Source organism: Ensifer sp. KUDG1, from assembly GCF_050434285.1.
In the GTDB taxonomy this organism is placed as follows: Bacteria; Pseudomonadota; Alphaproteobacteria; order Rhizobiales; family Rhizobiaceae; genus Ensifer.
Window position 1 is genome coordinate 222,976 of sequence record NZ_JBNDIG010000009.1, and the last position, 22,333, is coordinate 245,308.

Here is a 22,333-nt window from a genome sequence, read left to right on the forward strand (position 1 = left end):
GACCATGACAAGGCAAGAGGCCAACGAGCAATTCCAGCTCACTTCGTTTCTGGACGGCGCCAACGCCGCCTATATCGAGCAGCTCCATGCACGCTACGAGGCGGACCCGGCGTCCGTGTCGGCCGAATGGCAGGCCTTCTTCAAGGCGCTCGCCGACCGGCCGGAAGATGTGGTGAAGGCAGCCAAGGGCGCCTCCTGGAAAAAGAACAACTGGCCGATCCCGGCCAATGGCGAACTGGTCTCGGCGCTGGATGGCGACTGGGGCACGGTCGAAAAGGTCATCGAGAAAAAGGTCAAGGCGAAGGTTGAGGAAACGGCTGCCGCCGCCGGTACCGTTGCCAGCGCCGCCGACATCCACCAGGCGACGCGCGATTCCGTCCGCGCCATCATGATGATCCGCGCCTACCGCGCCCGCGGCCACCTGCATGCCAAGCTTGACCCGCTCGGCCTCGCTGCCGCGGTTGAGGACTACAATGAGCTGTCGCCGTCGAACTACGGTTTCGAGGACAAGGATCTCGACCGCAAGATCTTCATCGACAACGTGCTCGGCCTCGAATACGCGACCGTTCGCGAGATGGTGGAAATCCTCGAGCGCACCTACTGCTCGACGATCGGCGTCGAGTTCATGCACATGTCCAACCCGGAAGAGAAGGGCTGGATCCAGGAGCGCATCGAAGGTCCGGACAAGGGCGTCGACTTCACCCCCGAAGGCAAGAAGGCGATCCTGCAGAAGCTGATCGAGTCGGAAGGCTTCGAGCAGTTCATCGACGTCAAGTACAAGGGCACCAAGCGCTTTGGTCTCGACGGCGGCGAATCGCTCATCCCGGCGCTCGAGCAGATCATCAAGCGTGGCGGCCAGGAAGGCCTCAAGGAAATCGTTCTCGGCATGGCTCACCGCGGCCGTCTGAACGTGCTTTCCCAGGTCATGGCAAAGCCCCACCGCGCCATCTTCCACGAGTTCAAGGGCGGCTCCTACGCACCTGACGACGTCGAAGGTTCGGGCGACGTGAAGTACCACCTCGGTGCGTCCTCGGACCGCGAATTCGACGGCAACAAGGTTCACCTGTCGCTGACGGCGAACCCGTCGCACCTGGAAATCGTCAACCCTGTGGTGATGGGCAAGGCCCGCGCCAAGCAGGACCAGATGGCGACCGTGTTCGAAGGCGACATCATTCCGCTGCGCGAACGCTCCAAGGTCATGCCGCTGCTGCTGCACGGTGACGCGGCGTTTGCCGGCCAGGGCGTCATTGCCGAAATCCTCGGCCTTTCCGGTCTGCGCGGCCACCGCGTTGCCGGTACGGTTCACTTCATCATCAACAACCAGATCGGCTTCACCACCAATCCGGCCTTCTCGCGCTCGTCGCCCTATCCGTCCGACGTCGCCAAGATGATCGAAGCGCCGATCTTCCACGTCAACGGCGACGATCCGGAAGCGGTCGTCTACGCGGCCAAGATCGCCACCGAATTCCGGATGAAGTTCCACAAGCCTGTCGTCATCGACATGTTCTGCTACCGCCGCTTCGGCCACAACGAAGGCGACGAGCCGGCGTTCACGCAGCCGAAGATGTACAAGGTCATCCGCGGCCACAAGACGGTCGTCCAACTCTATTCGGACCGACTGATCGCCGAAGGCCTGATCTCCGAAGGCGAAGTCGAAAAGATGAAGGCCGACTGGCGCGCCCACCTCGAGCAGGAGTTCGAGGCCGGCCAGTCCTACAAGCCGAACAAGGCCGACTGGCTCGATGGTGCCTGGTCTGGTCTGCGCTCGGCCGACAACCAGGACGAACAGCGCCGCGGCAAGACCTCGGTACCGATGAAGCAGCTGAAGGAAGTCGGCCGCAAGATCTCCGAGATCCCGGCAGGCTTCAACGCGCACCGCACGATCCAGCGCTTCATGGAAAACCGCGCCAACATGATCCAGACCGGCGAAGGCGTCGACTGGGCCATGGCTGAAGCGCTCGCTTTCGGCACGCTCTGCGTCGAGGGCACCAAGATCCGCCTGTCGGGCCAGGACTGCGAACGCGGTACCTTCTCGCAGCGCCACTCGGTTCTCTACGATCAGCAGTCCGAAGAGCGCTACATCCCGCTCGCCAACCTGTCGCCGACCCAGGCGCGTTACGAAGTCATCAACTCGATGCTTTCGGAAGAGGCGGTTCTCGGCTTCGAATACGGCTACTCGCTGGCCCGTCCGAACGCGCTGACCCTCTGGGAAGCCCAGTTCGGCGACTTCGCCAACGGTGCGCAGGTCGTCTTCGACCAGTTCATCTCGTCGGGCGAACGCAAGTGGCTGCGCATGTCGGGTCTCGTCTGCCTGCTGCCGCACGGCTATGAGGGCCAGGGTCCGGAGCACTCGTCGGCCCGCCTCGAGCGCTTCCTGCAGCTTTGCGCCGAAGACAACATGCAGGTCGCCAACGTCACGACGCCGGCGAACTACTTCCACATCCTGCGCCGCCAGGTGAAGCGCGACTTCCGCAAGCCGCTGATCCTGATGACGCCGAAGTCGTTGCTGCGTCACAAGCGTGCGGTCTCCAGCCTGTCGGAAATGGCCGGCGAGAGCTCGTTCCACCGCCTGCTGTGGGACGACGCCGAGGTGATCAAGGACGGCCCGATCAAGCTGCAGAAGGATTCCAAGATTCGTCGCGTCGTGCTCTGCTCGGGCAAGGTCTACTACGACCTGCTCGAAGAACGCGAAAAGCGTGGCATCGACGACATCTACCTGCTGCGCGTCGAACAGCTCTATCCGTTCCCGGCCAAGGCGCTCATCAACGAGCTCAGCCGCTTCCGCAACGCGGAGATGGTCTGGTGCCAGGAAGAGCCGAAGAACATGGGCGGCTGGTCGTTCATCGACCCGTACCTGGAATGGGTTCTCGCCCATATCGACGCCAAGTATCAGCGCGTGCGCTACACCGGCCGTCCGGCCGCTGCATCGCCGGCGACGGGCCTGATGTCGAAGCACCAGGCGCAGCTTGCCGCCTTCCTCGAGGACGCGCTGGGGGGCTGATGCTCCCCTCGCTCTGAGCCAATAGAAACAGATATCTGATCAACGGAACAAAAATCATGGCAACAGAAATCCGCGTTCCCACCCTTGGCGAATCCGTCAGCGAAGCGACCGTCGGCACCTGGTTCAAGAAGGTCGGCGACGCCATCAAGGCCGATGAACCCCTGCTCGAACTCGAAACCGACAAGGTGACGATCGAAGTTCCGGCGCCGGCCGCAGGCACGCTGTCGGAAATCGTCGCGCAGGCCGGCGAGACCGTCGGTCTCGGCGCGCTGCTCGGCCAGATCGCTGCTGGTGCCGCCGGCGCTGCTGCAGCCGCTCCGGCTGCTGCCGCTGAAAAGAAGGCCGAGCCGGCTGCCGCCGCTCCGGCTGCCCCGGCTGCTGTTGCAGCACCTGCCGCCTCGTCGATGCCGCCGGCACCGTCGGCCGGCAAGCTGCTTGCCGAAAACAACCTCTCGGCCGACCAGGTCGACGGCTCCGGCAAGCGTGGCCAGGTGCTGAAGGGCGACGTGCTTGCTGCCGTTGCCAAGGGCATCTCGACCCCGGCCGCGTCCGAGCCGGCCAAGGTCCAGGCCCGTGCACCGTCGACGGCGGAAGACGTCGTTCGCGAAGAGCGCGTCAAGATGACCCGCCTGCGCCAGACGATCGCCCGTCGTCTCAAGGACGCGCAGAACACCGCCGCCATGCTCACCACCTACAACGAGGTGGACATGAGCGCCGTCATGTCGCTGCGCAACAAGTACAAGGACATCTTTGAAAAGAAGCATGGCGTGAAGCTCGGCTTCATGGGCTTCTTCACCAAGGCCGTGACCCACGCGCTGAAGGAAATCCCGGCTGTCAACGCCGAGATCGACGGCACCGACATCATCTACAAGAACTACTGCCACATCGGCGTCGCCGTCGGCACGGACAAGGGTCTTGTCGTTCCGATCGTTCGCGATGCCGACCAGATGTCGATCGCCGAGGTCGAAAAGGACATCGGCCGCCTCGGCAAGGCTGCCCGTGACGGCGCACTGTCGATGGCCGACATGCAGGGCGGCACCTTCACCATCTCCAACGGTGGCGTCTACGGCTCGCTGATGTCCTCGCCGATCCTCAACGCACCGCAGTCGGGCATCCTCGGCATGCACAAGATCCAGGAGCGTCCGGTCGCCATCGGCGGCCAGGTCGTCATCCGTCCGATGATGTACCTCGCGCTCTCCTACGATCACCGCATCGTCGACGGCAAGGAAGCCGTGACCTTCCTCGTCCGCGTCAAGGAAAGCCTGGAAGATCCGGAACGTCTGGTTCTCGATCTCTAATATCCGCAAGCGGCGGGGGGGCTCTTTGGCGCCCCCGCCGATCGCCGTGTGCAAGCACGCGCGGCGAAGACTGTCTCTGCGGCCTGGCCGGGGAGGGTGGCCCTCGGGGCCGATGATGCCGATCCGAACCGCTCCTGCGATTGCGAGGGATGATGGAAGCCGCTGCAGCGTCGACTGAAATCTGGGTGCTTGGCTGGAGCGTGGTATTCCTGATCGCGCATATCCTGGTGCAGGCACTTTCGCTCGATCTGTCCGGCGATTTCACGATCAGATACCTGCTCGGCCCGCGCGACGAGCAACGGGCGCCCAAGAGCGTGGTGTCCGGTCGTCTGCTGCGCTCGCTTCACAACATGCTGGAGACCTATCCGGCCTTCGTCGCTCTGGCCCTTGCGCTGGCGGTGACCGGCAAGACCGGCGGTCTTGGCGCCATCGGCGCGGCGACCTGGCTTCTGGCGCGGGTGGTTTACACCGGCCTCTACGTGGCCGGCGTTCCGGTCCTGCGTACCCTCGTCTGGTTCGTGTCGATCATCGCGCTTGTGCTGATGGTCGTCAGGCTCATGGCATAGCATCCCGGCGACAAGGCAAGAGGAGACTGGCATGGCATTCGGACCCGACGTTCCGCCGATCCAGGCGCATATCTGCGTCAAGGACGGGCTTGCCGCCATCGCTTTTTACGAGAAGGCGCTCGGTGCGGTGAACACCTTCCACGCGATGGCCGAGGACGGCAAGCGCGTCATGCACGCCAATCTGGCGATCCACGGCGGCGAAGTGATGCTGCACGACGAGTTCCCCGAATTCGGCGGCAGCGTGCTGTCGCCCAACACGATCGGCGGCACCGGCGTTGCGATCAGCATCAACCTGGCGAAGCCGGCCGATGTCGACGTTGCCTACGACCGGGCGATGGCCGCCGGGGCATCGACAGTTCTGGAGCCGCAGGATACCTTCTGGCACGCACGCTACGCGCGCATAAAGGATCCCTTCGGCCACGTCTGGGCCTTCAACGCACCGGTCGCAAACCCATGAGCCAGTATTTCTTCGAACTCGCATCGCTGATGGCGATCTTCGCCTTCGCCATCATCTCCCCCGGCGCCGATCTCGCCATGGTCATGCGCCAATCGATCGTGCATGGCCGCCGCCCGGCGATCATCACGTCCTTCGGCATCGGCACGTCGCTGATGTTCCATGTGACCTACACGATCCTCGGCCTCGGGCTGATCATTTCGCAGTCGATCTATCTGTTCAACATCGTCAAATGGTGCGGTGTCGCTTACCTGATCTATATCGGCATCAAGGCGCTGCGCGCCGGCCAGACGGAGATCAAGGTCGACCACACGGAAGGCAGCGGGTCGGCCAAGGACCAGTCGGCGGCCAAGGCCTTCGGCCTCGGCTTTGCCGCCAACGCGCTCAACCCCAAGCCGGTGTTCTTCTTCCTGTCGATCTTCTCGACGGTCGTTCACGCCCATACGCCGATGATGATCAAGTTCGGCTACGGCCTTGTCATGGCGACCTGCCTGATCGCGTGGTTCGTCGGCGTCAGCATGTTCATGACGACGCCGCGCATGCGCGCCGCCTTCACCCGCGCCAGCAAGTGGATCGACCGCGCCAGCGGCGTGGTGTTCATCGCGCTCGGCCTCAAGCTTGCAACGGAGAAGGCTGTCTGATCATGCGCTCCGGTCGTCTCCTTTCAGCCCTGTTCGGCCTTGTCTTTGCTGCGCCGGCGATCGCCGCCGACTGCAAGCAGTCGCACGCGATCTACGGCGACCGCGACGGTGGCTATGAACTGCGCTTCGAGCCGGTCGGATCGGCGAGTGCGGCGACCAGCAACCACTTCAAGGTGGCGGTGCTGAAGCCCGGCCTGCTGCTCGACGGCGTCGTGATGCCGGCGGGCGAGCCGGAACGGGCGACCGGGCTGATCATGCACAATTGCCCGGAGGGGGACGCGACCGGCGAGGAGCTGCGTGCCTGCACGGTGTGGCAGGGTGTCGTCTACGCGCTCGACAAGGCCGGCGCGATCAGCGAGATCCCGCAGGAGACCGAGACGGCGGCCGAGCAACTGCTGCTTCCCGATTTCGGGCCGTCGCTTCGCGCGTCGACTGCCTGGGGCAAGGGCAAGGCTGAAGCCGACAGCTGGGATGCCTTCACCTTCAAGGGATGCGCCGCATGAGCGCTGGCCCTGTTCTCCTTGTGACCGGCGGCAGCCGCGGCATTGGTGCGGCAATCTGCCTTGGTGCGGCGAAAGCCGGCTGGCGGGTCGCCGTCAATTACGCGTCGAACCGAGATGCGGCCGATGCGGTCGTCGGCGCGATAGAGCGGGCCGGCGGCACGGCGATCGCGGTTCAGGGCGATGTCGGCTCCGAGGCGGATATCCAGGCGATCTTTGCGGCTGTCGATGCCGCCTTCGGTCGGCTGGACGGTCTCGTCAACAATGCCGGCATTGTCGGCCCGACCGAACGGGTCGACGAAATGTCGTCCGAGCGGCTCGAACGCATGTTCCGCATCAACGTCACCGGTTCCATCCGCTGCGCGGCGGAGGCCGTCCGGCGGATGTCGACACGTTACGGGCACAACGGCGGCGTCATCGTCAACATCTCCTCGGTCGCTGCCACGCTCGGCTCGCCAGGACAATATGTCGACTATGCCGCCTCGAAAGGTGCGATCGACACGTTCACAATCGGCCTTGCGCGCGAGGTCGCGACCGAGGGCATCCGCGTCAACGCGATCCGCCCCGGCATCATCGATACCGAGATCCACGCCTCTGGCGGCCTGCCGGACCGGGCGCGTGATCTCGCCTCCACCATTCCCGTTCAGCGACCCGGCACGGCCGAGGAAGTCGCTGACGCGGTTCTCTACCTCCTGTCGGATAAGGCGACTTATGTGACGGGGGCAATTCTCAATGTCAGCGGCGGACGGTAACCGTCCTGAAGGAAGGATATTCTAATGGCTTATGATCTCATCGTTATCGGCAGCGGCCCCGGCGGCTATGTCTGCGCCATCAAGGCGGCTCAGCTCGGCCTGAAGGTTGGCGTCGTCGAGAAGCGCGCCACCTACGGCGGCACCTGCCTCAACATCGGCTGCATCCCGTCGAAGGCGCTGTTGCATGCTTCCGAGGTGTTCCATCAGGTCGCCCACGGCGTCGATACGCTCGGCGTCGAAGTCGCAGCGCCGAAGCTGAACCTCGAAAAGATGATGGCGCACAAGGATGCGACCGTTAAGGCCAATGTCGACGGCGTCTCGTTCCTGTTCAAGAAGAACAAGATCGACGGCATCCAGGGCACCGGCAAGGTGCTCGGCCAGGGCAAGGTCTCCGTCACCAACGACAAGGGCGAGGAACAGATCCTCGAAACCAAGAACATCGTGATCGCCACCGGCTCCGACGTTGCCGGCATTCCGGGCGTCAAGGTCGACATCGACGAGAAGGTCATCATCTCGTCCACCGGCGGCATCGCGCTCGAAAAGGTTCCGGCCAACATGATCGTCGTCGGCGGCGGTGTCATCGGTCTCGAGCTCGGCTCGGTCTGGGCCCGTCTCGGCGCCAAGGTCACCGTTGTCGAGTATCTCGATTCGATCCTCGGCGGCATGGACGGCGAAGTCTCCAAGCAGTTCCAGCGCATGCTGGCCAAGCAGGGCATGGACTTCAAGCTCGGCGCCAAGGTGACCGGCGTCGTCAAGGACGGCAAGGGCGCCAAGGTGACCTTCGAGCCGGTCAAGGGCGGTGACGCCGTGACGCTCGATGCCGACGTGGTGCTGATCGCCACCGGCCGCAAGCCCTACACCGACGGTCTTGGCCTTGCGGAAGCGGGCGTCGTCATGGACCAGCGCGGCCGCGTCGAGATCGACAATCACTTCCAGACGAGCGTCGCCGGCGTCTACGCGATCGGCGACGTCGTTCGCGGCCCGATGCTCGCCCACAAGGCGGAAGACGAAGGTGTTGCCGTTGCCGAGATCCTCGCTGGCCAGGCCGGTCACGTGAACTATGACGTGATCCCCGGGGTCGTCTACACCCAGCCGGAAGTCGCCTCCGTCGGCAAGACCGAGGAAGAGCTGAAGGCTGCGGGCGTTGCCTACAAGGTCGGCAAGTTCCCGTTCACCGCCAATGGCCGCGCGCGGGCGATGCAGGTGACAGACGGTTTCGTGAAGATCCTGGCCGACAAGGAAACAGACAAGGTACTCGGCGGCCATATCGTCGGCTTCGGCGCCGGCGAGATGATCCACGAGATTGCCGTGCTGATGGAATTCGGCGGTTCGTCGGAAGACCTCGGCCGCACCTGCCATGCGCACCCGACCATGTCGGAAGCGGTCAAGGAAGCGGCGCTGTCGACCTTCTTCAAGCCGATCCACATGTAAGGATCCTGCAGGGGGCTGCGGTCACGCCGCCCCCTGTTTCCGGCCGCGTTTCCTGCGTGCCGGCTGGCCCTTGTGGCCATTGCTCACCTCTGTCGCGTCAGCGCCCGCTGACATTGTCGCCATCGGCATTCCTGTTCGCCAAGCGACCGTATCATTCTTCTGAAGCAGACCTGAGGGCGTGGAAACGCTCCTCGAACTCGCGCCTCAGGCTGCGCCGTGCCTCGGCAGCGCGCTGCCGGCGTTTGCGGTCGGCCGTGTCGGTGACAAGGGTCGGAACCGGTGTCGGGCTGCCGTCGGCATCGACGGCGACCATGGTAAAATAGCAGGAATTGGTGTGGCGGCGTTCGCCGCTGCGGATGTTTTCGGCCTCGACCCGGATGCCGATTTCCATCGAGGTGCGGCCGGCATTGTTGACGGCTGCGCGGAAGGTGACGAGCTCGCCGACATGGATCGGCTGGCGGAAGGTGACCTGATCGACCGAGAGTGTCACGGCATATTGCTGCGAATAGCGCGAGGCACATGAGAAGGCGACGCGATCGAGGAGATTGAGCAGCGCGCCGCCATGGACCTTGCCGCTGAAGTTCGCCATATCCGGCGTCATCAGCACGACCATTTCGAGTTCGCGTGTGTCGTAGCTGGTTTCCATTGTCCATCTCCAGATTTGCAGCGTTCCGCCTGAGTTATGCAGCTTGTCGGAGCGAAGTGAAGGGGCGGAGTGGGGGCTCTGGACGAGGGGATGTGACGATTGGCCCGAGGGCTGCGACAAGCGGTCTTCTGTCCAGGCACGAAGGAGGGCGCAATCATGTCCGCAAGGACAGACGACGCGCGCGTCAGGAGGAAAGAGGAAAGATGAAACCGAGAGCCGTGGCCATATCGTTGCCGAGCCGGCACCTACCGGATGCCGATTGGGCCGACCGCTTCGAGCTTGCGCTTGACGGCAAGGGCGTGACCGCGGCCGAAGCCGCCGAACGTTCGCTTGGCCGGTCGCCGCGGTGGGTCCGCGTGCTGCTAGGCCTGCGCAACCGCATCGTCTCGGTCGTCGGCCTGAAGTCGGCGGCGCCCTCCAGCCGCCTGGGGCTGATCGGGGCGTTTCCTGTCGTATCCAAGAGCGATGACGAAGTGGTGCTCGGCTTCGACGACAAGCATCTCGATTTCCGCATCGTCGTCGATGTCAGGGCGGGATCCGCGGTTAACCAGATCGTCGGCGTCACCACGCTCGTGCGCAGGCACAACACGCTCGGACGGGTTTACCTCATGGCCGTTACGCCGTTTCACAAGGCGATCGTGCCGACACTTCTTTCGCGGGTGGCAGGTCCCTAAGCCCGGACTTCGGTTTTCAGCCCGGACAAAAGCAGGTCGAGATTGTCGCGTGCGCTGGTGAGGCGCAGGGCCGGATCGTCCGCCTCGGCAATCCAGAGCGCCGCGTCGGTGAGCGCGCCATTGATCAGCCGCGCCAATGTCTCGGCATTTCCCGGACGCACGATGCCCGCGGCGATCATCGCCGAAAGCCTGGCGGCAAGCGACGCGAGGCATTGGCGCCGGCTCGGTTCCAGCACGCTCGCGCCGAGTACGGCCGGGGCATCCTTCAACACGATCTGTCGGATTTCCGGCTCGAGCGCCATCTCCAGATAGAGCCTGCAACGGCGCACGAAACTGTCCCACGGGTCCGGGGTCGCGGAGGCTGCGTCGAGCCGTGTATCCATCTCGCCGTCCAGGGTCTCCACGACCGCACGCAGCAGGCCCTTCTTGTCGCCGAAGTGATGATAGAGCGCGCCGCGCGTGAGCCCGGCGGCGGCGGTGAAATCGTCCATCGACGTCTGCGCGTAGCCGCTTCGGGTGAACGCTTCCCGGGCAGCGGCGATCAGCTTTGCTCTCGTTTCCGCGATCATGTCGCTGCGCGCGCGCCTTGTCATCGGCAACTCCATTTGCATACGGTGCGTATGTTAATTGACATGCGTGGCGTATGTCAATATCACTTGCATACGCTGCGTATGTTAATGCGACGGCGCTAAAACACCCATTGCAGGAGCTTCCATGGCCAATCCCTACGCACAGATCTTTGCCGCCAAAGGCACGGTGGGCTTCACCCTGGCGGGATTGGTGTCACGCCTGCCGCTGTCGATGATGGGCATCGGCATCATCACCATGCTCGCCCAGTCCCGCGGCAGCTATGGCTTGGCCGGCGGTGTGGCCGCCGCCTTCACGCTGGCCTCGGCACTGCTGGCGCCACAGGTTTCCCGGCTCGTCGATCGCTTCGGCCAGAGCCGCGTGCTGCCGGTTGCCGCCGCGCTCAGCCTGCTCGGCACGTCGGCCCTCCTCGCCTCGACCCATTGGCGGGCGCCGGACTGGGCGCTCTTCGTCTTTGCAGTTCTTGCCGGGTGCACGCCGAGCATGTCGGCAATGACCCGGGCGCGGTGGACCGAGCTCTATCGCGGCCGCCCGGAGCTCAAGACCGCCTTTTCGCTCGAATCGGTTTTCGACGAGATCTGCTTCATCGTCGGCCCGCCCATCGCAGTGGGCTTAAGCGTCGGTCTGTTTCCCGAGGCCGGGCCGCTGGCCACCGCTGCGTGCCTCGCTATCGGGGTCACCGCCTTCGTCCTGCAGAAGGGCACCGAGCCACCGGTCAAGCCGGCGGAGACGATGGCGCCCGGTTCGGTCCTTCGCTACCCTGCGCTGCGCGTCCTGATCGTCGCGCTTGCCGGCATGGGCGTGATCGTCGGCACGATCGACGTGGTCAGCGTCGCCTTTGCCGAGGCCGAAGGGCGACCGGCGGCAGCGAGCCTCGTGCTCTCCCTCTATGCGCTCGGTTCCTGCATCGCCGGCCTGGCGTTCGGTGCGATCAGGATCGGCCTGCCTTTGGCGAAGATGTTCCTGATCGGGGCGGGCATGACGGCCGCTACCACATTGCCGCTGCTCTTTGCCGGCGGGATCGGCAGCCTTGCGACGATGATGTTCGTTTCGGGCGTGTTTTTTGCGCCGACGATGATCGTCGCCTTGAGCATCGGCGAAACCGCCGTGCCGCCGTCGAAGCTGACGGAAGGGCTGACCTGGTTGACCACGGGCCTCGGGATCGGGGTTGCGGCGGGTGCCGCGGTGTCAGGGGGCGTGGTCGCGCGCTTCGGCGTGTCTGCCGGCTTCACCATTGCGCTCGCCGCTGGTGTCCTGATCCTTGGCGCTGCGTTCTGGGGGTATCGCAGCCTGTCCCGGATCGAGGGCGATGGTGCCACCGCGGGCGCAGCCGAAGTCGTTTCGCGCGCCGGTGCGCAGGGCTGAGGCGAGAGTATCGTGCCGGCAGCGTCCGTTGCCGGCCTGTCCGTCAGTTGGCGCGCGTGACCGTAAAGCCCTGGCCGCGCAGCAGTTCGACCAGGCCTTCCTTGCCCGGCAGGTGCAGTGCGCCGACGGCCATGAAGGCGCCGCCGTCCTTCAGGATCGGTTGGGCGCGCGTCGCCATGGTTTTGTTGCGGTCGACGATGATGCGCTGCTCGAAGTCGGCATAGCCGAAATCCTCGGCGCTCTTGTCCGACACGGCTTTCATCATCGGCATGATCATGCCGGTGTCGCCGGAGAGATAGAGATCGGTCATCGTCGCGAAGACGTCGTCGATGGTCTTACCGAGCGCGAGCGTCTCGATGAGGGCGCGCAGATGCAGTTCGGTCGGCAGCGAGTCCATGGCGGCGAGCTGTTCGACCAGCGTTTCCAGGCCCTTCAGCGTCTTGCCCTGACTGACGGCATCCTCGGCGATCTTCTTGTCGAGGAAGGAGGCGCCCGCGGCCTTGCGGCTCATTTCGCAGGCGGGCAGCGCGACGAAGCTCGCGATCATCCAGGGCTTCATGCGTGAAACCAGGGGCAACGGAATGCCGCGTGCCTTGAGGCCGGTTTCGAGCTGTTCGCGGTCGCCGGGCTTCAGGAAGTCTGCGATCGTCTTGTTGTCCGGAAGCAAGGTGAGATCGGGGCGCATCAGGATCGCGGCGGCCGACTTCTTCTCGTCGATGATCTCGTCCGATTCGACGATGACGGTCGAGGCTGCCTCGAAGGCGGCGGGCGCCTCGGTCGGCAGGGCCAGCACGCGCGGATCGGTGACATGCATCGTGCCGAGCAGCCAGGACGGCGCGACGCCGTCCTTCTCGATCTTCCAGAAGATGCCCTTGCTGTTCGGGATGGCGGCGGCTTCCGCTTCGAGCGCGGCCAGTTTCGTCGGATCGGATTTTGCAAGCGCGGTCAGAACGTTCGTGCCGCCGCATTCCACCTCTGCAGCATCGGCCTCGGCGACAAAGACGAGAGCGACGATGAGGCAGGCGGCGAGCAGGACATGCAGCAGGGCGACCAGCCAAAGTGCGCCGTCGGCGAGCCGTGCAAGCGGGTGCCGCGGCAGGTTTTGCTGAGGTCTCGCAAAGGCGGTCATCGTTCTTCCCTGACAGTCGCATGGTCGATAACCGACCCTAGGCCCGGGCCGGTCACGGCTTCCTTAACGGGCATGGTTAATCCGCCCTTTCGCCAAAAATCAGGCGCGCGGGTGGGCGCGGTCGTAGATCTCCAGAAGCCGCGCCGAATCGACGCCGGTATAGACCTGGGTGGTCGACAGGCTGGCATGGCCGAGCAGTTCCTGAATGGTCCTGAGATCGCCGCCGCCGGCCAGCAGATGCGTGGCGAAGGAGTGGCGCAACGCATGCGGCGTTGCGGTCTCGGGCAGGCCGAGCGCGCCACGCAGCTTCTGCATTTCACGCTGGATGATCGCCGGCTGCAGCTTGGCGCCGCGCGCGCCCAGGAACAGCGGCGCATCGGCGGCGATCTGGTACGGGCAGAGCTTCAAATAGGTGGCGACCGCCTCACGCGCCGCTCCGATCAGCGGCACGATCCGGGTCTTGTCGCCCTTGCCGACGATGCGCAGCGACGTGGGTGCGCCGGAAAATTCCGACGGCGTGAGGCCGAGCGCCTCGGAAATGCGCAGGCCGCAGCCATAGAGCAAGGTCAGCACCGCTGCATTGCGCGCGGCGATCCAGGGCTCCTCGGCAAGCTGCGCCTGCGACGTTACGACAGTCAGCGCGTCACGATCGGTGAGCGGCTTCGGCAGGGATTTAGGTTGCTTGGGCGAGCGCACCGCGGCCGCACCGGCCGCATTGGCAAGGCCGTTGCGTTCGAGATAGCGCAGGAAAGAGCGAAGCCCGGCAAGCCCGCGGCCGAGCGTGCGGGCGCCGGCGCCGCCCTTGCGACGCTGGGCGAGGAAGCCGCGCAGGTCAGCCGGCCTCAGTGTACGGATGTCGGAAAGTCGCGGCGGCCCGGCGAGATGGCCGGTGAGAAACGTCAGGAATTGCCGGGTGTCGCGCTCATAGGCCTCGACGGTGTTGTCGGAGAGGCGGCGCTCCCGCATGAGCCCGTCGAGCCAGCGCTGACGCTCGGCAAGTAGCTCCGGATGGCCGATGACGAGGAGCTCGTTCATTGTCGCTTTCCATTGATGGTCCGCCCGCGACAATGCCCTGACGCGTCTTAGGTTTTTGCTAATGCACCCTTGGAATTTGTCATTCTTCGATCATATAGAATTGCGATGGTCAGCCGCAAACAAACGGATCGGACTATGGCGGGACGGGATTCGGTGAACGGAATCGCGCATTTTGCTGAAGTGATCGCCCTGGTCTCCCAGGGGCAGCCTGGCCACATCGTCGACACCCTGATTGCCGAACGCGGTCAGCGGATCGTCAAGAGCCCGCTCTGGCCGCTGATGCGGCCTATTCTCTATACGCTGCTGAATTATCGCAAGGCGCACGAGTTCGCCGATGCGGTCGCCAACATGCCGGGTTTCCAGGCCTTCGAGCATCTGAGTTCGCTGCTCTCGCTGGAGGTGCGGGTCGACCGGGCCGAGCGCATTCCTGCCAAGGGTGGCTTCCTGCTCGTCAGCAATCACCCGACCGGCATCGCCGACGGCATTGCCGTCTTCGATCTCTTGAAGAGCCGGCGGCCGGACATGATGTTCTTCGCCAATCGTGACGCGATCCGCGTCAATCCGCGTTTCGTCGAAATGGTCATACCGGTCGAATGGCGTGAGGAACACAAGAGCAAGCTGAAGGCGCGCGAGACCCTGCAGGTGACCAACCGGGCGATCGGCGAGGGCAAGGCGACCGTACTCTTTCCTTCCGGACGCATCGCCTATTGGGCCGATGGCTGCCTCAACGAGCGGCCATGGAAGACGTCGGCCGTGGGCTTCGCGCGCAAATACGGCCTGCCGATCCTGCCGGTGCATATGAGCGCCCGCAATTCCGGCCTGTTCTACTGGTTCGCCAAATGGTCGACCGAACTGCGCGACATGACCGTGTTCCACGAGCTGCTGAACAAGAAGGGCGATCTCTTCGACTTTCGCATCGGCAACATGATCCCGCCCGAAGCGCTGGAAGGCGAAGCGGGCGAGGTGACGAAGGCGCTCGAACGGCACACGGTGTTCGATCTGGCAATGGATGCCGACGCGGCGTTCAAGCCCCGGCTGCAAACGGCGGCCGCGCTCTAGCGCCCGTCGTGGTCCACGCAAACGCCGTCGGGCTTCACCCCGCGCGGCGGATCGGCTAGGTCTGAGCCATGCAGCTTCAATCCATGTTTGCGGAAAACTACCGTTCGCTGAAGTCGATCCGCATGGATCTGACCGGGGTCAACCTGTTCATCGGCGAAAACGGCGTCGGAAAGTCCAATCTCTATCGCGCGCTTCAACTCGTGCAAGCCGCCACGCGCGGCACCCTGGCGCGCGAGATTGCCGAGGAGGGCGGCATGTCGTCGGCGCTCTGGAGCGGCCGTCGGCGTGCCGACAAGCCGGCGCGCATAAGGCTCGAAACCGAGCTTCTGGACGAGGAGCGGGCGATCACCTTCCGCTACCGCATCGAGGCCGGGCTGCGCCCGCCCCTGCCCGCCGCCGGTTTCGCCTATGAGCCGCAGGTCAAGGAAGAGGAACTGACGGTCGAAACCGGCCGCCGTCCGGTGACGATGATGAAACGATCCGGCCCCGGCATCTTCGTGCGCGGCGAACGCGGGCGGATGGAGGATTATCCCGAACAGGCGCTGACGTCCGAGACCGCGATCTCTCTACTCGGCGATGCCGGACACTATCCTGAGGTCGGCACTTTCCGCCGTGCGGTCGAGCAGTGGCGCTTCTTTCACGGCTTCCGCACCGACCGCGATTCGCCGCTGCGGCTGCCCTGCCTTGCGGTGACCGCGCCGATGCTCGATGAGACCGGCGTCAACATGGCGGCCGTCTTTGCGACGCTCCGCCACACGCGCGAGGATACGGTCGACCTCGACCGGGCGATCGCCGATGCGTTCGGCGGCGCTTACCTCGATGTTCCGGATCCCGGCCAGTTCGCCGAGTTCTCGCTGGTCTTTCCGGATTTTCCCAGCCGGCCGTTTTCGCCGCGTGAGCTTTCCGACGGACAGATGCGTTTTCTCGCGCTTGCGGCGGCACTGCTCTCCTATCGCCGGCCGCGCTTCATTGCGCTCAACGAGCCGGAGACGAGCCTGCATCCGGACATGCTGCCGGCGCTTGCCGACATGATCGTCAGCGCTTCCAGGGAGAGCCAGATCTGGATCGTCACCCATTCGGAAAGACTGGCGGAAGAAGTGCGCCAGCGCTCCGGTATCCGTCCGCGCCGGGTGATCCGCAAGGACAGCGCCACCTGGATCGACGGCATGCGGCTGACAGGGCTGATGGACCACGACGAATAGGCAACAAAAAACCCCGCATCGCTGCGGGGTTTTCTTGTTCATTCCCGAAACAATCAGGCGATCTTCTGGCCGGTCTTGGCCCAGTCGGCCAGGAAGGTTTCAAGGCCCTTGTCGGTCAGCGGGTGCTTGACCAGCGCCTTCAGCGTTGCCGGCGGCGCGGTGACGACGTCGGCGCCGATGAGGGCGGCTTCCTTGACGTGGTTCACGGTGCGGATCGAAGCTGCAAGGATCTCGGTCTCGTAGCCGTAGTTGTCGTAGATGTGGCGGATCTCGCGGATCAGGTCCATGCCGTCGAACGCGATGTCGTCGAGGCGGCCGACGAAGGGCGAGATGAAGGTGGCGCCGGCCTTTGCGGCAAGCAGTGCCTGGTTGGCCGAGAAGCACAGGGTCACGTTGGTCTCGTGGCCGTCCGAGGTCAGCGCCTTGCAGGCCTTCAGGCCGTCGAGCGTCAGCGGCAGCTTGATGCAGATGTTGTCGGCGATCTTCGCGAGAACGGCCGCTTCCTTCATCATCTCGGCATATTCGGTCGCGGTCACTTCAGCCGAAACCGGGCCGTCGACGATCGAGCAAATTTCCTTGGTGACTTCGGTGATGTCGCGGCCCGACTTCAGGATCAGCGACGGGTTGGTGGTGACGCCATCGAGAAGGCCGAGATCGTTCAGCTCGCGGATTTCCTTGACGTCGGCGGTATCAACGAAAAATTTCATGGGGTCACTCCCTTGGGGCACGATTGCCGTTCGGCGCATATCTACCGGGGAGGAATTCCGTTGGCAGAGATCGCGCGCGTTGAAACTCTGGTGGAACCGTGACAAACCCTGCGGCCTGCAAGGCTGCGGTTCGCAGCGCAGTTTTCTTTAACCGAAACACGTGGCAAGGTCACGGCAAAATGACTCGCGATTCAACCGATTTATTCGGCGATTTGCTCGGGCCCGTTTCGGCCCGTCGCGTCGTGCCGGTCCTGGTGCCCATGCCGGCGCCGAAAGCCTATTCCTATGCGGTTCCCGACGGCATGGCGGTCGAGCCGGGCTCGATCGTGCAGGTGCCGCTCGGCCCCCGCCTCGTCGTCGGCGTGGTCTGGGATGGCGACGATGACGGGAGCGTCGACGCCAAGAAACTCAAGACGATCGAGAAGGCTTTCGACTGCCCGCCGCTGACGCGCGACATGCGGACCTTTCTCGATTGGGTTGCCGCCTACACCGTCACGCCGCCGGGGCTGGTCGCGCGCATGGCGCTTCGCGCACCCGCCGCGTTCGATCCCGAGCCGATGGTGGAGGCGCTGCGTCTCACGGAGATGCGACCGGAGCGCATGACGGCGGCGCGCGAACGGGTGATCGCTGCCGCCAGCGACGGCTTTTCCTGGACACGCTCGGGTCTGGCGCACGCAGCCGGCACGTCGTCGAGCGTGATCGAAGGGCTGACCCAGCAAGGCGTCTTCGAGACCGTCTTCATGGCGCCGCCGCCGGTCGTCGCCTTGCCCGATCCCGATTTTACCGCCCCCCGGCTCGAAGGCCCGCAGAAGGATGCAGCGGCCGATCTGCTGGCAGCGGTCGAGGATGGCGGCTTCTCGGTATCGCTGATCGACGGCATTACCGGCTCGGGCAAGACCGAGGTGTATTTCGAGGCGATCGCTGCGACCCTTCGGGCGGGCAAGCAGGTGCTGATCCTGCTTCCGGAAATCGCGCTGACGTCGAGCTTCCTCGAACGCTTCCAGGATCGCTTTGGCTCCAAGCCCGCCGAGTGGCATTCGGACTTGGCTCCCCGCACCCGTGAAAAGGTCTGGCGCCAGGTGACGACCGGCACGGTCCGCGTCGTTGCCGGCGCCCGTTCGGCGCTGTTCCTGCCCTTCGAGGAACTGGGTCTCATCATTGTCGACGAAGAGCACGACCCTGCCTACAAGCAGGAAGATCGCGTCTTCTACAATGCGCGCGACATGGCCGTCGTTCGTGGTCGCATCACCGGCTTTCCCGTCGTGCTCGTCTCGGCGACGCCGTCGCTCGAAAGCCGGGTCAATGGCGACGTCGGGCGCTACAAGCCGATCCACCTGCCGACCCGTTTTGGCGATGCGGCGCTGCCGCGGCTCGGCGTCGTCGACATGCGCCAGCATCCGCCGGCACGCGGCGGGTTTCTCTCGCCGGTGCTCTTGAACCAGGTCGGCAAGGCGATCGAGCGCGGCGAACAGGCGCTGCTGTTCCTCAATCGTCGCGGCTATGCGCCGCTGACGCTGTGCCGCGTCTGCGGCCATCGCTTCCAGTGCCCGGATTGTTCGAGCTGGCTGGTCGAGCATCGCTTCCGCGGGCAGATCCAGTGCCATCAGTGCGGCTATTCCGAGCGCACGCCGGAAGCCTGCCCGGAATGCGGCACGCTCGATCATCTGGTCGCCTGCGGGCCGGGGGTCGAACGCATCGCCGAAGAGGTGGAGCGGCATTTTCCCGAGGCGCGCACCATCGTGCTTTCTTCCGACCTGATGGGCGTCAAACGGCTGAGGCTGGAGCTCGAAGCCATCACGCGCGGCGAGGCCGATATCGTCATCGGCACCCAGCTCGTCGCCAAGGGCCATAACTTTCCGCTGATGACACTGGTCGGCATCGTCGATGCGGATCTGGGACTTGCGAACGGCGATCCGCGTGCGGCGGAACGGACCTTCCAGCTGCTCTCGCAGGTGACCGGCCGTGCGGGCCGAACGGGTCTCAAGAGCCTCGGTTTGCTGCAGACCTATCAGCCGCAGCATCCGGTGATGCAGGCGATCGTGTCCGGCGATGCCGACGCTTTCTACGATCGTGAGATCGCCGAGCGCGAAAAGGCACTGCTGCCGCCGTTCGGCCGGCTCGCTTCGCTGATTGTTTCGGCCGACACCCGGCAGGATGCCGAGGGCCATGCGCGCGGCTTGCGGATGGCAGCGCCACGGACGGATGGCATTTCCATCCTCGGTCCAGCCGAGGCGCCGCTGGCGCTGGTGCGCGGGCGGCATCGCTTCCGGCTGCTGGTGCATGGCCGGCGCAACAGCGACATGCAGGCTTTCGTCAAGGCGATGATCGCCGCCGGCCCCAAGGAGCGCGGCTCGATCAGCGTCCAGCTCGACATCGATCCCCAAAGCTTCCTGTAGTTCAAGTTTCCTGTGATCGTTGCGTTCAAGCGCCCGTGGGCGATTCACAACCGGGGCGACATGCGCTAGACGTCAGGAACGCATCGCTCCGGCCGACGACGGGGCGGCATGACAACGGGCTCATCTGCGGGAACGGGCATGGAGTTTTATATTCCGACGGAAACCGGCGAGTTCCTCGCCTTCTGTGCGGCGGCGGCGGCAGCGCTGATCGGCGTCGTCATGCTGTTTGCTCCGCGGCTGACCTTTCGCTTGGCCGGCATCGGCATTGCCGAGGGACGGCGGGGCGGCCTAGCCGAGGCGCGCTCGACCATGGGCGGCATGCATCTGGGACTTGGCCTCGCCGCCATTCTGCTCGCCCAGCCGATGGTTTATCTGGCTGTCGGGGCTGCCTTTGCGCTCGCCGCCTTCGGTCGAATCCTCTCCATGATGAGCGACAATGGCAGCACGCTCTACAACTGGGCGGCGCTCATCGTTCAGGCGGCGCTCGCCATCCTTCCGCTCGGCTATGTCTTCGGCATGATCTGATCGCGATTGCGGGCATCCCCGCGATTCACAGCGCAGGACCGAATTTACGGCAAAATTCGGCCAAAGGTGGCCGACTTATGCCGCATTCCTGCCGTTCGCGTGTTGCGAGTCCAAACATCCTATGCTAGACGAACCGCGAATTGCGGGGGAAGTGGGTCGCCAGGCCTCGATATCCTGCAAATTATTGCAGCAAATTCAAGAGCTTAAGTTGACGGCCCACCGCCAGCACGGTTCTTGGATGAAATTGAGAGAAGCTTGTGCCCGTGGCAGACACATCCCAGCTTATTTCCGGTGTTGCAGAAAGATATGCGTCCTCGCTTTTTGAACTCGCGCTCAGCGCCGGTTCGGTCGAGGCAGTCGGTGCGGATCTCACCCGCGTCCAGACCCTGATCGACGGTAGCGACGATCTGAAGCGGCTGATCGCCAGCCCGGTCTTTTCTGCAGACGACCAGTTCAAGGCCATTTCGGCTGTTGCAGCGAAAGCTGGCATCTCCGGGCTCGTCGGCAACTTCCTCAAGGTCGTTGCCCGCAATCGCCGCCTCTTCGCGCTGCCGGGCATGATCAAGGCGTTCCGCCTGATCGCCGCGCGCCATCGTGGCGAAATTTCCGCCGACGTCACGTCGGCCCATGCGCTCTCCGCAGCGCAGGAAACTGAATTGAAGGCGACGCTGAAGAGCGTCACCGGCAAAGACGTGGCGGTCAACGTCACCGTCGACCCGTCTATTCTTGGAGGTCTGATCGTCAAGGTCGGGTCCCGCCAGATTGACACTTCCCTTCGCACCAAACTCTCTAGCCTTAAGCTTGCACTGAAAGAGGTCGGCTGATGGATATCCGCGCCGCGGAAATTTCCGCAATTCTTAAAGATCAGATCAAAAATTTCGGCCAGGAAGCAGAAGTCTCCGAAGTCGGTCAGGTGCTTTCCGTCGGTGACGGTATTGCCCGCGTCTACGGCCTCGACAATGTCCAGGCAGGCGAAATGGTCGAATTCCCGGGTGGAATTCGCGGCATGGCGCTGAACCTCGAAGCCGACAACGTCGGTGTCGTTATTTTCGGTTCGGACCGTGACATCAAGGAAGGCGACACCGTCAAGCGGACTGGCGCCATCGTGGACGTTCCGGTTGGTCCGGAGCTGCTCGGCCGCGTCGTCGACGCGCTCGGCAACCCGATCGACGGCAAGGGCCCGATCAACGCCAAGCAGCGCGCACGCGTTGACGTCAAGGCACCGGGCATCATTCCGCGCAAGTCGGTTCATGAGCCGATGTCGACCGGCCTCAAGGCCATCGACGCTCTGATCCCGGTTGGCCGTGGCCAGCGCGAGCTCGTCATCGGCGACCGCCAGACCGGCAAGACCGCGATCATCCTCGACACGATCCTCAACCAGAAGGCCATTCACGACAATGGTCCGGATGGTGACAAGCTGTATTGCGTCTACGTCGCAATCGGCCAGAAGCGTTCGACGGTTGCCCAGTTCGTGAAGGTTCTGGAAGAGCGCGGCGCCCTGCAGTACTCGATCATCGTTGCTGCAACGGCTTCCGATCCGGCTCCGATGCAGTACCTCGCACCGTTCGCCGGCTGCGCGATGGGCGAATACTTCCGTGACAACGGCAAGCACGCTCTCATCGGCTACGACGACCTGTCCAAGCAGGCCGTTGCCTACCGTCAGATGTCGCTGCTGCTGCGCCGCCCGCCGGGCCGCGAAGCTTACCCGGGCGACGTTTTCTACCTGCACTCCCGCCTGCTCGAGCGCGCTGCAAAGCTGAACGACGACATGGGCGCTGGCTCGCTGACGGCTCTGCCGGTCATCGAAACGCAGGGCAACGACGTTTCGGCGTTCATCCCGACCAACGTGATCTCGATCACCGACGGCCAGATCTTCCTTGAAACCGACCTGTTCTACCAGGGCATCCGTCCGGCCGTTAACGTCGGTCTGTCGGTTTCCCGCGTTGGCTCGGCCGCGCAGATCAAGGCGATGAAGCAGGTTGCCGGCTCGATCAAGGGCGAACTCGCCCAGTATCGCGAAATGGCCGCCTTCGCGCAGTTCGGCTCGGACCTCGACGCCGCTACGCAGCGCCTGCTGAACCGCGGTGCCCGCCTGACCGAACTCCTGAAGCAGCCGCAGTTCTCGCCGCTGAAGACGGAAGAGCAGGTCGCTGTCATCTTCGCAGGTGTCAACGGTTACCTCGACAAGCTGCCGGTCAACCAGGTCGGCAAGTTCGAGCAGGGCCTGCTTTCGTACATGCGTTCGGAAGGCAAGGACATCCTGGAAACCATCCGCAAGGACAAGGCGATCTCCGACGACGTCAAGGGCAAGCTGAAGGCTGCAATCGACAGCTTCGCCAAGTCTTTCGCCTGAGCGGATTTCAG

21 protein-coding genes are annotated in these 22,333 nt (G+C 64.2%); 16 read left to right on the forward strand and 5 right to left on the reverse strand.

Features of this window, described 5'->3' with window-relative positions:
• Nucleotides 1-4: 4 nt before the first annotated feature.
• From M2267_RS22185 to lpdA, 8 genes are all read left to right on the forward strand, one after another.
• Nucleotides 5-3,001: a 2-oxoglutarate dehydrogenase E1 component gene (locus M2267_RS22185; protein ID WP_429117159.1), complete on the forward strand. Its 2,997-nt coding sequence runs from the start codon at nucleotides 5-7 to the stop codon at nucleotides 2,999-3,001.
• A 56-nt stretch (nucleotides 3,002-3,057) separates the two neighbouring features.
• The gene (gene odhB / locus M2267_RS22190) at nucleotides 3,058-4,299 is read left to right on the forward strand and encodes a 2-oxoglutarate dehydrogenase complex dihydrolipoyllysine-residue succinyltransferase (RefSeq protein ID WP_429117161.1); all 1,242 of its coding nucleotides are present in this window, start codon (nucleotides 3,058-3,060) and stop codon (nucleotides 4,297-4,299) included.
• 149 nt (nucleotides 4,300-4,448) lie between these two features.
• Nucleotides 4,449-4,865, forward strand: a complete 417-nt coding sequence (locus tag M2267_RS22195) for an MAPEG family protein (protein WP_429117163.1) — start codon at nucleotides 4,449-4,451, stop codon at nucleotides 4,863-4,865.
• Nucleotides 4,866-4,896: 31 nt separating this feature from the next.
• Nucleotides 4,897-5,322: a VOC family protein gene (locus M2267_RS22200; protein ID WP_429117165.1), complete on the forward strand. Its 426-nt coding sequence runs from the start codon at nucleotides 4,897-4,899 to the stop codon at nucleotides 5,320-5,322.
• Nucleotides 5,319-5,960: a LysE family translocator gene (locus M2267_RS22205; RefSeq protein WP_429117166.1), complete on the forward strand. Its 642-nt coding sequence runs from the start codon at nucleotides 5,319-5,321 to the stop codon at nucleotides 5,958-5,960. Before M2267_RS22200 ends, M2267_RS22205 begins: the two co-directional genes overlap by 4 nt.
• 2 nt (nucleotides 5,961-5,962) lie before the next feature.
• A complete protein-coding gene (locus tag M2267_RS22210; protein WP_043613943.1) occupies nucleotides 5,963-6,463 on the forward strand; it encodes a hypothetical protein in 501 nt (166 codons plus the stop codon).
• Nucleotides 6,460-7,212 (forward strand): SDR family oxidoreductase, encoded by a 753-nt coding sequence (locus tag M2267_RS22215; protein WP_429117168.1) that lies wholly within the window; start codon nucleotides 6,460-6,462, stop codon nucleotides 7,210-7,212. The genes M2267_RS22210 and M2267_RS22215 overlap by 4 nt, the downstream gene beginning before the upstream one ends.
• Before the next feature lie 24 nt (nucleotides 7,213-7,236).
• Nucleotides 7,237-8,643, forward strand: coding sequence for a dihydrolipoyl dehydrogenase (gene lpdA / locus M2267_RS22220; RefSeq protein WP_429117171.1), 1,407 nt, complete (start codon nucleotides 7,237-7,239; stop codon nucleotides 8,641-8,643).
• Between the two features lie 151 nt (nucleotides 8,644-8,794).
• Here lpdA and M2267_RS22225 read toward each other — a convergent pair whose 3' ends face one another.
• On the reverse strand, nucleotides 8,795-9,289 hold the full coding sequence (locus M2267_RS22225; RefSeq protein WP_034802542.1) for an acyl-CoA thioesterase: 495 nt from the start codon (nucleotides 9,287-9,289) through the stop codon (nucleotides 8,795-8,797).
• 203 nt (nucleotides 9,290-9,492) lie between these two features.
• Between M2267_RS22225 and M2267_RS22230 the strand changes: the two genes are divergently transcribed.
• Nucleotides 9,493-9,963 (forward strand): DUF2867 domain-containing protein, encoded by a 471-nt coding sequence (locus M2267_RS22230; RefSeq protein WP_043613936.1) that lies wholly within the window; start codon nucleotides 9,493-9,495, stop codon nucleotides 9,961-9,963.
• On the opposite strand, the gene M2267_RS22235 is transcribed toward M2267_RS22230, so the two are convergent.
• Nucleotides 9,960-10,556: a TetR/AcrR family transcriptional regulator gene (locus tag M2267_RS22235; protein ID WP_429117175.1), complete on the reverse strand. Its 597-nt coding sequence runs from the start codon at nucleotides 10,554-10,556 to the stop codon at nucleotides 9,960-9,962. The genes M2267_RS22230 and M2267_RS22235 overlap by 4 nt on opposite strands.
• Before the next feature lie 121 nt (nucleotides 10,557-10,677).
• On the opposite strand from M2267_RS22235, the gene M2267_RS22240 reads away from it, so the two are divergent.
• Nucleotides 10,678-11,916 (forward strand): MFS transporter, encoded by a 1,239-nt coding sequence (locus tag M2267_RS22240; RefSeq protein ID WP_429117178.1) that lies wholly within the window; start codon nucleotides 10,678-10,680, stop codon nucleotides 11,914-11,916.
• 43 nt (nucleotides 11,917-11,959) lie between these two features.
• Here M2267_RS22240 and M2267_RS22245 read toward each other — a convergent pair whose 3' ends face one another.
• On the reverse strand, nucleotides 11,960-13,045 hold the full coding sequence (locus tag M2267_RS22245) for a TraB/GumN family protein (protein ID WP_429117181.1): 1,086 nt from the start codon (nucleotides 13,043-13,045) through the stop codon (nucleotides 11,960-11,962).
• 99 nt (nucleotides 13,046-13,144) lie between these two features.
• Nucleotides 13,145-14,080, reverse strand: a complete 936-nt coding sequence (locus tag M2267_RS22250) for a tyrosine recombinase XerC (RefSeq protein ID WP_429117182.1) — start codon at nucleotides 14,078-14,080, stop codon at nucleotides 13,145-13,147.
• A 135-nt stretch (nucleotides 14,081-14,215) separates the two neighbouring features.
• Here M2267_RS22250 and M2267_RS22255 point away from each other — a divergent pair, with 135 nt between their 5' ends.
• The gene (locus tag M2267_RS22255; RefSeq protein ID WP_429117184.1) at nucleotides 14,216-15,139 is read left to right on the forward strand and encodes a GNAT family N-acetyltransferase; all 924 of its coding nucleotides are present in this window, start codon (nucleotides 14,216-14,218) and stop codon (nucleotides 15,137-15,139) included.
• A gap of 68 nt (nucleotides 15,140-15,207) precedes the next feature.
• Nucleotides 15,208-16,341: an AAA family ATPase gene (locus M2267_RS22260; protein ID WP_429117186.1), complete on the forward strand. Its 1,134-nt coding sequence runs from the start codon at nucleotides 15,208-15,210 to the stop codon at nucleotides 16,339-16,341.
• A gap of 53 nt (nucleotides 16,342-16,394) precedes the next feature.
• Here the strand turns inward: M2267_RS22260 and fsa are convergent, their stop codons facing one another.
• Nucleotides 16,395-17,048, reverse strand: a complete 654-nt coding sequence (gene fsa / locus M2267_RS22265) for a fructose-6-phosphate aldolase (RefSeq protein WP_043613920.1) — start codon at nucleotides 17,046-17,048, stop codon at nucleotides 16,395-16,397.
• A 179-nt stretch (nucleotides 17,049-17,227) separates the two neighbouring features.
• Between fsa and M2267_RS22270 the strand changes: the two genes are divergently transcribed.
• The 4 genes from M2267_RS22270 (at nucleotide 17,228) to atpA (ending at nucleotide 22,322) form a co-directional block, all read left to right on the forward strand.
• A complete protein-coding gene (locus tag M2267_RS22270; RefSeq protein ID WP_429117188.1) occupies nucleotides 17,228-19,444 on the forward strand; it encodes a primosomal protein N' in 2,217 nt (738 codons plus the stop codon).
• Nucleotides 19,445-19,582: 138 nt separating this feature from the next.
• Nucleotides 19,583-19,969, forward strand: a complete 387-nt coding sequence (locus M2267_RS22275; RefSeq protein WP_043619162.1) for a hypothetical protein — start codon at nucleotides 19,583-19,585, stop codon at nucleotides 19,967-19,969.
• A 263-nt stretch (nucleotides 19,970-20,232) separates the two neighbouring features.
• The gene (locus tag M2267_RS22280; protein ID WP_305728137.1) at nucleotides 20,233-20,793 is read left to right on the forward strand and encodes a F0F1 ATP synthase subunit delta; all 561 of its coding nucleotides are present in this window, start codon (nucleotides 20,233-20,235) and stop codon (nucleotides 20,791-20,793) included.
• Nucleotides 20,793-22,322: a F0F1 ATP synthase subunit alpha gene (atpA, locus tag M2267_RS22285; protein WP_043619148.1), complete on the forward strand. Its 1,530-nt coding sequence runs from the start codon at nucleotides 20,793-20,795 to the stop codon at nucleotides 22,320-22,322. Before M2267_RS22280 ends, atpA begins: the two co-directional genes overlap by 1 nt.
• Nucleotides 22,323-22,333 lie beyond the last annotated feature (11 nt).